The sequence below is a fragment of the Pseudarthrobacter sp. GA104 genome (genome assembly GCF_009741265.1).
In the GTDB taxonomy this organism is placed as follows: Bacteria; Actinomycetota; Actinomycetes; order Actinomycetales; family Micrococcaceae; genus Arthrobacter.
In genome coordinates this window covers 1-12,737 of the sequence record NZ_WOWL01000002.1, presented here as the reverse complement: position 1 = coordinate 12,737, position 12,737 = coordinate 1, and the positions used below count along the sequence as shown (strand labels likewise).

The following is a 12,737-nucleotide window of genomic DNA, read 5'->3' as shown; positions in this document are numbered from 1 at the left end:
CGGGCATTGCGTACGGTTTCGCTCATCAGCGTCCTTCCAGCTTGTTTCGTTCAGCCAGCTTGGCATCGCGTTCAGCCAACTGGCAAACATATCGTTGTAAGCGGTGAGATCGGCGTCGTTATTCCTGTCCGCCGCCCGGTCCACGCGTTTGGTCTCCCGCGCGTCCGACCGGGACCACATGATGGCGACGCCGATTGCCACCAGGAGCGTGGGCACCTCGCCGATGCCCCAGGCCACGGCGCCGCCGGTCTGCTGGTCTGCGAGTGCCGACTGGCCCCAGGCCCTGCCCAGGTTCCCGAAGTAGTCCGCGGCCAGCAGGTTGGTCCCGCCCATGATGGCCACGCCGAAGAACGCGTGGAAGCCCATGGTGGCCAGGAGCAGGACGAGCCGCATGGGGTACGGCGCCCGGAGCGGAAGCGGGTCCGGTGCCGATCATGCTCAGGATGAAGATGTAGCCGGTCAGCAGGAAGTGCACGGTCATCAGCTCGTGGCCCACATGCTCGCGCATGGCGAAGCCGAACAGGTCCGAGTAGTAGAACAGCACAATCGAGCCGGCGAAGTTCGCGGCGGCGAAGAGCGGGTGCGTGACCAGCTGCGAGAACTTCGAGTGGACGAACACCAGCAGCCACTCACGCGCCCCGCGGGAACCGTCTCCACGGGCAGGCAGGGCCCGCAGTGCGAGGGTCACAGGCGCCCCCAGCACCAGGAAGATCGGCGCCACCATGGTCAGCGCCATGTGGTCCACCATGTGGGCGGAGAACAGCACGCGGCCATAGACCGACGGCGGACCAGAGGTGATGTAGGTGAGCACCAGCAGGCCAATGACCCAGTTCACGGTGCGGAACCACTGCCACTTGTCGCCGCGCCGGTAGATCTTGGCCACGCCAAGGAAGTAGGACACAAGCCCGAACAGCGCCGCGGCGATCCAGAGCCAGTCCAGGCGCCACTCTGTCAGCCAGCGTTCGGGGGTCAGCTCCGGGGGAAGCTCATACCCGGTGAGGATGAAGGCGGGCGTGGCATCGGGCGCGAAGGCTGTGGGCTCCGGCGGGGCGGACCGGCCCAGGGCGACGGCGACGCCCGACGTTGCGCCCATCACCAGGAATTCCGCCAGGACCAGCTGCCAGAGGACCCGCCGCGAGGACATGGTGGAGCCCTTGCGGCTCAGCTGCGGGATCACCCACTGCCGGTGCATGAACCCGATCCCGCCCAGGACCAGCGTGGCCATCGCCTTGGCCAGGATGAGCTGGCCATAGGGGGAACCGAAGAGGTCACCCCAGTTGGTGACCCGGATGCTGGCGTTGATGATGCCGGACGCGAGAACGAGCACGAAGGCAAAACCGGCCAGCGACGAGAACCGGCGGAGCGTCGGCTCGGTGATGTCGGTGGCGGTTGCGGCTTTGGGGCCGGTCAGGATTCCGGACAGCAGGGCCAGCATGATGATGCCGCCCACCCAGGTGCTGACCCCTACCAGGTGCAGGCCCAGGGAGTTGATGGCGCCTTCGTGGTCCGAGGAGCTTGAAGAATGGCCGATCAGTGCTGTGGGTACCAGGCCGGCCAGGGCGAGGATCAGGGTCAGCGCCAGGCCGCCGAGGGACCGCACTCCGAACAGGGCCGTTGTCACGACGGCGGCGATGATGGTGACGGCCAGCCAGGCCCGCCCCGTCTCGATATCCGTCATGAAGTAGACCAGGGCCTGGGTGAACTCGGCATCGCCGGAGAGTCCCTGTCCGGCAACATCAGAGTAGGTGAGGACCAGGACCGCGATGGCCGACAATGTCCACGTCGCACCTGCTGCGGCCGCTACGGCCAGGGCGCGGCTGAAGGCAGGGTGTTCGGGTGCCTCACTGCTCTCTTTGCTCCGGCTGCGGGGCCCCGCATTCCTGGGCAGGATGCCGACGGCGAAGACAAGGCCGCCGATGACGGTGGCCAGCGACACGTTGTGGATTGCCTTGCTGACGGGGAGCCCCCAACGGACAAGCGCTCCAGGATCAGAGACTGCCCTGGCGCCGGCAGCCCCGGAGAAGATGAGCGCAGCTGCCAGGCCCAGGAAGAGGGCGGCCAGTCCGGCCACTTGCCATGTCCGGGAGATCCCCAAGGCACCGCTGTCCCCCGCCTGCGCACCGTTGCCCCGAACTCCCTTGCCGGGAACGGACGGGGGCTGGGTGGAACGTGGTTTTGCGGCAGAAGACACCATTCCATTGTCCGCTACGCCTGCCCGGGCCGCGAATCGGCTTAAAGACAAAAGGAGCGGCAACCTGGTGGTTGCCGCTCCTTTTCCGCGCCGGCTGCGCGCCGGGGAGGAAGAAGCCTACTTCTTGTTGGAAACTGCAGCCTTCAGCTTGGAGCCGGCGGTCAGCTTGACGCTGTGGCCTGCCGCGATCTGGATGGTCTCACCCGTCTGCGGGTTGCGGCCGGTGCGTGCTGCGCGGTCGGTACGCTCGACGGCGAGCCAGCCCGGAATGGTGATCTTCTCGCCCGCTGCGACAGAAGTCTCGAAAACCTCGAACAGTGCGTCGAGGACGGAGTTGACGGCTGCCTGGCTGGTGCCGGCCTTGCCAGCTACCTCTGCAACAAGTTCACTACGGTTCTTAGCCATTTATGTCCTCCTGGACGGTCATGATTCTGGAGCCTATACGCGGCATGCGTACAAGCCACTGTTCGAAAACTTACCAGCTTGGGCCTCCGCGTTCCGCAAATTCCGCGTGTTTCCGCGACTTTTTGAGGTTAATCACCGGATTTTTCGGGTTTTTCACCCCGGATTCAGCCGCCAGCGGACGCTCTCTCAGTTGATGCGGGTTTTTCGGCGATGCTCTCTCGGTTGATGTGGGGTTTCCTGGGATGCTCTTGCAGTTTGGCGCTGGTGGTCGACGGCGGGCCGGCCGGGCAGTGCGGGAGGGTCCCCCGGGAGGGCGCGTTAAGTGAGAGAGGGTCCCCCGGGAGCGGGCGTTAAGTGAGAGAGGGAACCCCGGGGGCGTTAAATGCGGGAGGCCCCAACCTGGTGGTTGGGGCCTCGACCTAATGGTTGTCCGGCGGTGACCTACTCTCCCACACCCTCCCGGGTGCAGTACCATCGGCGCTGTGGGTCTTAGCTTCCGGGTTCGGAATGGGACCGGGCGTTTCCCCCACGCTATGACCGCCGTAACCTTGTTACCCGTCCGCCCGGGTGTGATCCCCGGGGGTGGGAAGTGTTGTGGTTACAACATGCTTTCCTGCCCGTGTGAGGGCAGGGTGGTGTTGTTATTCAGTTGGTGTTCCCTGCAACAAATGGTTTGTTGTTCGGGAACCACATAGTGGACGCAAGCAGTCTTGTTATCTTTTTACCAACCCTGGTGTGGAACCGCTTTTGAACCGGTTTCACGGGTGTGGTGTGTGGTGTAAGTTATCGGCCTATTAGTACCGGTCAGCTTCACGAGTCGTTAGTCCTCGCTTCCACATCCGGCCTATCAACCCAGTGGTCTGGCTGGGGGCCTCTCACACACGAGGTGTATGGAAATCTCATCTTGAAGCGAGCTTCCCGCTTAGATGCTTTCAGCGGTTATCCCATCCGAACGTAGCTAATCAGCGGTGCACTTGGCAGTACAACTGACACACCAGAGGTTCGTCCGTCCCGGTCCTCTCGTACTAAGGACAGCCCTTCTCAAATTTCCTGCGCGCGCAGCGGATAGGGACCGAACTGTCTCACGACGTTCTAAACCCAGCTCGCGTACCGCTTTAATGGGCGAACAGCCCAACCCTTGGGACCTACTCCAGCCCCAGGATGCGACGAGCCGACATCGAGGTGCCAAACCATGCCGTCGATATGGACTCTTGGGCAAGATCAGCCTGTTATCCCCGAGGTACCTTTTATCCGTTGAGCGACGGCCATTCCACAATGTACCGCCGGATCACTAGTCCCGACTTTCGTCCCTGCTCGAGATGTCTCTCTCACAGTCAAGCTCCCTTGTGCACTTACACTCGACACCTGATTGCCAACCAGGCTGAGGGAACCTTTGGGCGCCTCCGTTACTTTTTAGGAGGCAACCGCCCCAGTTAAACTACCCATCAGGCACTGTCCCTGACCCGGATTACGGGCCGAAGTTAGATGTCCAAAGTGACCAGAGTGGTATTTCAACGATGACTCCACCCGAACTGGCGTCCGGGCTTCAACGTCTCCCACCTATCCTACACAAGCCACTCCGAACACCAATACCAAACTATAGTAAAGGTCTCGGGGTCTTTCCGTCCTGCTGCGCGTAACGAGCATCTTTACTCGTACTGCAATTTCGCCGAGTTTATGGTTGAGACAGCGGGGAAGTCGTTACTCCATTCGTGCAGGTCGGAACTTACCCGACAAGGAATTTCGCTACCTTAGGATGGTTATAGTTACCACCGCCGTTTACTGGGGCTTAAATTCTCAGCTTCGCCTTGCGGCTAACCGGTCCTCTTAACCTTCCAGCACCGGGCAGGAGTCAGTCCGTATACATCGTCTTGCGACTTCGCACGGACCTGTGTTTTTAGTAAACAGTCGCTTCCCCCTGGTCTCTGCGGCCCCGATCCCCTCCCACCAGCAAGTGGTGTTCAAGGTTGGGGCCCCCTTCTCCCGAAGTTACGGGGGCATTTTGCCGAGTTCCTTAACCATAATTCTCTCGATCGCCTTAGTATTCTCTACCTGATCACCTGTGTCGGTTTGGGGTACGGGCGGCTAAAACCTCGCGTCGATGCTTTTCTCGGCAGCATAGGATCACCGAATCCCCCCAAACGGGGGTCCCATCAGATCTCAGGCATCATGAACAGCGGATTTGCCTACCGTTCGCCCTACATCCTTAGACCGGGACAACCATCGCCCGGCTCGGCTACCTTCCTGCGTCACACCTGTTAATACGCTTGCCTCCCAGGATCAGGTCCTGCGCTCCACCAAAACCCTTCACCCACAAGGGGTGTCAGGCAGGTCTCGGGCAGTTAGTATCCCCTGTTCAGCATGGGCGGTTTTTCGCCGGTACGGGAATATCAACCCGTTGTCCATCGACTACGCCTGTCGGCCTCGCCTTAGGTCCCGACTTACCCAGGGCAGATTAGCTTGACCCTGGAACCCTTGATCATTCGGCGGACGGGTTTCTCACCCGTCTTTCGCTACTCATGCCTGCATTCTCACTCGTGTAGGCTCCACCGCTGGTTTACACCGCGACTTCACCGCCCACACGACGCTCCCCTACCCATCCAAACGCCTGAACCACAAGGGCTTAGCTAATATTTGAATGCCACAACTTCGGCGGTGTACTTGAGCCCCGCTACATTGTCGGCGCGGAATCACTTGACCAGTGAGCTATTACGCACTCTTTTAAGGATGGCTGCTTCTAAGCCAACCTCCTGGTTGTCTTCGCAACTCCACATCCTTTCCCACTTAGCACACGCTTAGGGGCCTTAGTTGGTGGTCTGGGCTGTTTCCCTCTCGACTATGAAGCTTATCCCCCACAGTCTCACTGCTGCGCTCTCACTTACCGGCATTCGGAGTTTGGCTGACGTCAGTAACCTTGTAGGGCCCATTAGCCATCCAGTAGCTCTACCTCCAGCAAGAAACACGCAACGCTGCACCTAAATGCATTTCGGGGAGAACCAGCTATCACGAAGTTTGATTGGCCTTTCACCCCTACCCACAGCTCATCCCCTCCATTTTCAACTGAAGTGGGTTCGGTCCTCCACGACGTCTTACCGTCGCTTCAACCTGGCCATGGGTAGATCACTTCGCTTCGGGTCTAGATCACGCCACTGCAACGCCCTATTCAGACTCGCTTTCGCTACGGCTGCCCCACACGGGTTAACCTCGCGACGTAACACTAACTCGCAGGCTCATTCTTCAAAAGGCACGCCGTCACCAGAATCAGACTGGCTCCGACGGATTGTAAGCACACGGTTTCAGGTACTGTTTCACTCCCCTCCCGGGGTACTTTTCACCTTTCCCTCACGGTACTGGTCCGCTATCGGTCATTAGGGAGTATTTAGGCTTATCAGGTGGTCCTGACAGATTCGCACGGGATTTCTCGGGCCCCGTACTACTTGGGATACTCTCACAGGCGGTACACAACATTACGGTTACGGGGCTAACACCCTCTCTGGCCGGCCTTTCAAGACCGTTCACCTATGCCTGCACATCACACCCCACCAGCCCGGCAGAACTGGTATGGAAAGTCCCACAACCCCGACCATGCAACGCCCGCCGGCTATCACACATGGAACGGTTTAGCCTGATCCGCGTTCGCTCGCCACTACTAACGGAATCACTATTGTTTTCTCTTCCTGCGGGTACTGAGATGTTTCACTTCCCCGCGTTCCCTCCACGCACCCTATGTGTTCAGATGCGGGTCACCGAGTCACTCGCGCGCTCGGCGGGGTTTCCCCATTCGGACACCCTGGGATCACAGTCCGGTTATCGACTCCCCCAGGCTTATCGCAGATTCCTACGTCCTTCTTCGGCTCCTAATGCCAAGGCATCCACCGTGTGCTCTTAAAAACTTGACCACAAAAGATCAAAAACGCTAATTTTCGAGAGAACCACGAAAACCACTGCACCATCCCGAAAGACAGCACAACAGATCCAGGTTCATATTCTTGGAAATTGCTTCTTATAAAAGATGCTCGCGTCCACTATGTAGTTCTCAAACAACAACCCCAAACCACACACCCCACACACACAACATGCATGATCGGTGCAGCCAGGAAACCAGAAACAAACAAACCCGCAACCCCGCCCCGCAAAACGGGACGGAACCACGGCCCTGTTGCCTCAGGACCCAACAGTGTGCCAAACACGAAACCACCCGCACCCACCAGCACCCTTCCAGGAACCCCCGCAAAGAGGAACCGTACTAAGCACCGGAAAGAACCGGCAGCCGCTATTCGTTGATATTCCACCCTTGAGCACCCGCCGCAGAACTTGCGTCTGCGCAACGGGCTGTACTCCTGACAAACCCCCGCACCGCATACACGGCACGAACAATCTGTAGGTGCTCCTTAGAAAGGAGGTGATCCAGCCGCACCTTCCGGTACGGCTACCTTGTTACGACTTAGTCCCAATCGCCAGTCCCACCTTCGACAGCTCCCTCCCACAAGGGGTTAGGCCACCGGCTTCGGGTGTTACCAACTTTCGTGACTTGACGGGCGGTGTGTACAAGGCCCGGGAACGTATTCACCGCAGCGTTGCTGATCTGCGATTACTAGCGACTCCGACTTCATGGGGTCGAGTTGCAGACCCCAATCCGAACTGAGACCGGCTTTTTGGGATTAGCTCCACCTCACAGTATCGCAACCCTTTGTACCGGCCATTGTAGCATGCGTGAAGCCCAAGACATAAGGGGCATGATGATTTGACGTCGTCCCCACCTTCCTCCGAGTTGACCCCGGCAGTCTCCTATGAGTCCCCACCATCACGTGCTGGCAACATAGAACGAGGGTTGCGCTCGTTGCGGGACTTAACCCAACATCTCACGACACGAGCTGACGACAACCATGCACCACCTGTAAACCGACCGCAAGCGGGGCACCTGTCTCCAGGTATTACCGGTTCATGTCAAGCCTTGGTAAGGTTCTTCGCGTTGCATCGAATTAATCCGCATGCTCCGCCGCTTGTGCGGGCCCCCGTCAATTCCTTTGAGTTTTAGCCTTGCGGCCGTACTCCCCAGGCGGGGCACTTAATGCGTTAGCTACGGCGCGGAAAACGTGGAATGTCCCCCACACCTAGTGCCCAACGTTTACGGCATGGACTACCAGGGTATCTAATCCTGTTCGCTCCCCATGCTTTCGCTCCTCAGCGTCAGTTAATGCCCAGAGACCTGCCTTCGCCATCGGTGTTCCTCCTGATATCTGCGCATTTCACCGCTACACCAGGAATTCCAGTCTCCCCTACATCACTCTAGTCTGCCCGTACCCACCGCAGATCCGGAGTTGAGCCCCGGACTTTCACGGCAGACGCGACAAACCGCCTACGAGCTCTTTACGCCCAATAATTCCGGATAACGCTTGCGCCCTACGTATTACCGCGGCTGCTGGCACGTAGTTAGCCGGCGCTTCTTCTGCAGGTACCGTCACTTTCGCTTCTTCCCTACTGAAAGAGGTTTACAACCCGAAGGCCGTCATCCCTCACGCGGCGTCGCTGCATCAGGCTTGCGCCCATTGTGCAATATTCCCCACTGCTGCCTCCCGTAGGAGTCTGGGCCGTGTCTCAGTCCCAGTGTGGCCGGTCACCCTCTCAGGCCGGCTACCCGTCGTCGCCTTGGTAAGCCATTACCTCACCAACAAGCTGATAGGCCGCGAGTCCATCCAAAACCACAAAAAGCTTTCCACCCCCCACCATGCGACGAGGAGTCATATCCGGTATTAGACCCAGTTTCCCAGGCTTATCCCAGAGTTAAGGGCAGGTTACTCACGTGTTACTCACCCGTTCGCCACTAATCCCCCACAAGTGAGGTTCATCGTTCGACTTGCATGTGTTAAGCACGCCGCCAGCGTTCATCCTGAGCCAGGATCAAACTCTCCGTTGAAGTAAAACAGACACAACCCCCAGCCCCGGGAAAACGGGACAAAAAGGCTGCACAAAATTTGAAACCAGCTGTAAAAACCAGACCACCCACAGGGGCGGACAGCCCGGTCAATTCAACCAATCACTAAAACAATTGGTATCAACAAACTTGGCACACTATTGAGTTCTCAAACAACAGACACACCCGGCACCACCACCAGCAAAAAACCACCGTGGATCGCTCCGGAGCAACTTTTCAAACTTACCCGGTTTCAAGGAGCTTTGCAAATCGGCGTTTTCGCGATTTTCGTTGCTCCGAACCCGGCCCCGCCCGCGTTTGGCGCGCCAAGTGGCGAACCATTTTCAGGCTGTTTGCTAAGGGGTTTGGCCGCTATTTTTCCGCTTCAGCGGCGGCGACTCAGAAAACAATACACGGCGGGAAGCCGCTCTGCAAATCCTCCCCCTCGGGTGGGACAGACCCCTGGGAACACCGGAAATCCGCGGTTTTCAGGGCTCTTTGGCCTTAGCCGGCACCTCTGCGCCGCAACCTCCGGTGGTATGGACTGGCTCACATTTTGCGGCTCCCCTAGCGCACCCTCAGGGTCAGGGAGAAGTCGGCTTGACGGGGCTCAAGCCGGTACTGCGGCAACACGCCGGGACCACAAGCAGCGGTTCCCACCCCCCTGAGCGCATGGTCCAGATAGAGGTAGCTCCGGCCGTCCGCCTTCAAGTCCGGACGGTGCGTTGCAGCGTCGAGGACGTCCTGGCTGTAGGGCCGGACAGTCAGCGCAAAGGGATCACCGGCTATCTCCAGTGCCCGGTCCCCAATCCGCAAAGCAGCGGACCGTACTCCGGACCGGGCGCCGGACTCCTGTGGCCGCACGTAGTCCACGTCCATGTCCGAAAGCGGGAGCGAGAACCAGCCCCTCCGCGCTCCCTGCCCCGTATCCGGGTAGCTCTGGTGGGGCCCTGGCCGAACCAGCTCACCAGCTCCGTCTCTTCTCCCAGCACAAGTTCCAGCCCTATCCGCGCCCATTCCACGCCGGAGCCTCGATTGGCCCACGCGCCGTCCGGCCGGACCGACGTCCGAAGCCCGACAGCTTCACCGTCGCTCGTCCACGCATAGTCCACAAATACTCCGTACTGTTTGTCCGCAGCACCTACACGCGTCCGGACGGTCAGGACTTCGCCACCGTTCCGCCCGCCGTCGGCAGTGAGGCCGGCAGTGGACCCAGGGGCGGGGCCGGCAGCGCGGTCCGCAGTGATACCCAGCAGCCGGGTGTGGAGCCGGTTGAGGCCGGCATCCTTCCACTGGGCGGCCAGGGGACGCTCGTCGGCACCGCCCCATTCACGGCCGAGGTCGTTGTCCGTGGGGGCCCACCACAGATTCAGCGCGAACTTTTCCACCGGGATGCCGCCTATGGAGGTGGGCATGCCCGTCACCCGGCTGAAGACAACAGGTCCCAGCGTCAGTTCACCGTCCCGGACGTCCACGGCTGCAGCCGGCGCCGGACCGGCCGGAGCGTCAGGCTCCCGGACAGACTGCCCCCAGGCAAGCTCGTGACCCGAGGCAGCCCAGGCCGAATCAGCGGCGAGGACTGCACTGACGGTGAGCACCGCAGGCCGGCCGTCATGTTCCGCAGCGGCGAGGGCGGCGACACTGGCGGGCAGCCCAATGACCGCTTCCGCCCGGGGAGCCACGGGCGGAACGTCCGAAGTGCCGGCGGCGAGGGTCCTGCCGCCGGCTTCCACCGCATAACGGAAGCTGAACGCAGCGGTGTCCGCAAAGTCCTGGCCGTTGCGCACCGTGAAACCGGACCAGTCACCTGCCACCGCTATGCGCAGTGGCTCGATGACCTTCTTGAAGTCCAGCAAGCCGGGCCGGGGTCTGCGGTCCGCATCAACCAGGCCGTCGGTGACGAAATTGCCGTCATGAACTTCCTCGGCGAAGTCCCCGCCGTAGGCGTAGTGCTCGCCACCGTACGGGGAGGCGACGGTGATGCCGTGTTCCAGCCACTCCCACACGAAGCCGCCCATCAGGCGCGGGTACTTCTCGAAAAGCTCCTGGTACTCGCTCATGCCGCCGGGGCCGTTGCCCATGGCGTGGACATACTCGCAAAGGACAAATGGCATCGCCCTGCGCCGGGCATCCAGCGCGGCATTTTCGATCGCCGGCTCAATCCCCTGCCCGATCAGGGCCGTTTCTGCCTGGCTGGCATACATCCGGGAGTAGACGTCGACATGCGCGGAGGACCAGTCGCCCTCGTAGTGGATGGGGCGGGAAGGGTCCCGGTCCTTGGTCCAGCGGGACATGGCGGCGAGGTTCCTGCCGGTCCCCGCCTCGTTGCCGAGCGACCACATGATCACCGCGGGGTGGTTCTTGTCCCGTTCAACCGTGCGGCGCATGCGGTCCACCAGCGCCGTTTCCCACTGCGGGTCGTCGCTCGGGTTCCGGGCCCAGCCGGCACTCTCAAAGCCATGGGTCTCGAGGTCGCACTCGAGCACAACGTAGAAGCCGAGCTCGTCGGCAAGTGCCAGGAAATCCGGGTGCGGCGGGTAATGGGAGGTGCGGATGGCATTGATGTTGTGCTGCTTCATGAGCCGCAGTTCGGCCTCCATTAAGTCCCTGGGAACCACCCGGCCAAGGCGCGGATGGTGTTCGTGACGGTTGACGCCGCGCAGCAGGATCCGCCGCCCGTTGACCTTGAACTGCGCGTCCTCGATGGCGATGCTGCGGAAGCCGAGCCGCAGCTCCACGGACTCTCCGGGGGTGCTGACTGTGGCCTCATAGAGCCGGGGCACCTCCGCAGACCAGGGTTCGACGGCGGGGATGCGCAGTTCCGCGCCTGCGGGCAGTTCCGCATCCAGTTCGGGAACGCGGACGACGGCGTCAATCGCCTGTCCGCCCCGGGTCACCTCGACCTTGAGGGTGCCTTCGCCGGTGGCGTGATCGTAGCCTGCGTGGACGAAGACGTCGTCGATGCCGGCCTCAGGCCTTGCCTGGAGCGTGACATCCCGGAAGATGCCGGGGAGCCACCACATGTCCTGGTCCTCCACGTAGCTGGCGGCCGAGAACTGCGCCACGCGCACGGCAAGGGTGTTCTGCCCGTGGACCAGGATCCCGGACACATCGAATTCATGGGCCAGCCTGCTGCCGCGCGTAGTACCGAGCTCCCTTCCATTCAGCCACACGGTTCCCGCGGACTCGATGCCGTCGAACCGCAGCAGGGCGTGGGGGAAGAACTCGGGGCCGGCCTCAAAGACGACTACGTGGTCGCCAATGGGATTGGCGTCCGGCACATGCGGCGGCTCCACGGCGAAGGGAAACTGGACATTGGTGTAGGCGGGGGACCCATGCCCGTGCATCGGCCAGCTCGATGGTACGGGCAGGCTCTCGAACCCATCAAGGTGCCTGCCCCACTGCCAGCCGGCTTTCGGCGCGGTCCGGATTCCGGAACTGAGGCGAAACTGCCAGTCCCCGTTCAGCGACAACCGTGGTGCGTCGCTGTGCAGGTAAGCGCGCGGAGGCAACGTGCCCTTGCCGGGTTCAACAGATTCCAGGTCCGTGATCCCACCAGCACCAAGATCCAGGCGTCGGGCTGCTGAACCGGGGATGATTTCGGGCGTGCTGTCCGCCATGGCGGCAAGCGAATGGGCTGGCATGGGCTTCCTTGCTTCAGGGAGGCTGCGGCTGTGGTGCGGGGAACCGTGTCTCGCTCGCCGTACGTGAACGTTCACGGCAGCGCCTCAAGCCTAGCCGTTCAGGTCTGCTTTGAGAAGGGTCAGGCCGACTGGCGAAGCACCAGCTGATGCTTGAGGATCAAGGAGGCGTCCGGGCTCCCAGCCTCCACTGCGCCGGACAGCAGGTCTGCCACGAGTCCGACGGCGGCCCGGCCTACTGCACGCAGGTCCAGTGCGAGCGTGGTCAGCTCGGGTGAGACCAGTTCGCCCAGGGGTATGCCGTCCATGCCGATCACTGCACAGTCCCGCGCACTGCCCTGCCGGCGGCATTGAGGCTTTAAGCGCTCCCGCCGCCATCAGGTCGTTGAACACCAGGAGCCCGTCGACCGTGCCGTGCTGCTCGAGCAGGGAGCGGACTGCCTCCCGTGCCGCCGGGGCGGTGTCCGCGCCTCGAGGATGATGATGTCAATGCCGGCCGTCGGCGGCCGCTGCGCAACAGCGAGCCCGCGGGTGGTGGCCTGCCCGCCTTCGCCGAATCGAGGTAGGCGATCCGTCGGCGCTGTGC

At 61.4% G+C, this 12,737-nt stretch carries 2 protein-coding genes, 3 rRNA genes and 2 pseudogenes; all 7 read right to left on the bottom strand.

What is annotated here, in order from left to right; translation table 11 throughout:
- Positions 1-25: 25 nt before the first annotated feature.
- Positions 26-2,194: pseudogene (locus GK109_RS21850) on the bottom strand (cytochrome c oxidase assembly protein).
- 114 nt (positions 2,195-2,308) lie between these two features.
- On the bottom strand, positions 2,309-2,596 hold the full coding sequence (locus GK109_RS21845; protein ID WP_009358243.1) for an HU family DNA-binding protein: 288 nt from the start codon (positions 2,594-2,596) through the stop codon (positions 2,309-2,311).
- Positions 2,597-3,024: 428 nt separating this feature from the next.
- Positions 3,025-3,141, bottom strand: a 5S ribosomal RNA gene (rrf, locus tag GK109_RS21840).
- A gap of 228 nt (positions 3,142-3,369) precedes the next feature.
- Positions 3,370-6,495: ribosomal RNA gene (locus tag GK109_RS21835) — 23S ribosomal RNA — on the bottom strand.
- 496 nt (positions 6,496-6,991) lie between these two features.
- Positions 6,992-8,513 (bottom strand): 16S ribosomal RNA (locus tag GK109_RS21830).
- The 16S, 23S and 5S rRNA genes sit together here, the layout of an rRNA operon.
- A gap of 564 nt (positions 8,514-9,077) precedes the next feature.
- Positions 9,078-12,130 (bottom strand): annotated as a pseudogene (locus GK109_RS21825) (glycoside hydrolase family 2 TIM barrel-domain containing protein).
- A gap of 143 nt (positions 12,131-12,273) precedes the next feature.
- Entirely contained in the window at positions 12,274-12,459 is a 186-nt protein-coding gene (locus GK109_RS22170; protein ID WP_231755146.1) for a substrate-binding domain-containing protein, read from the bottom strand.
- Positions 12,460-12,737 lie beyond the last annotated feature (278 nt).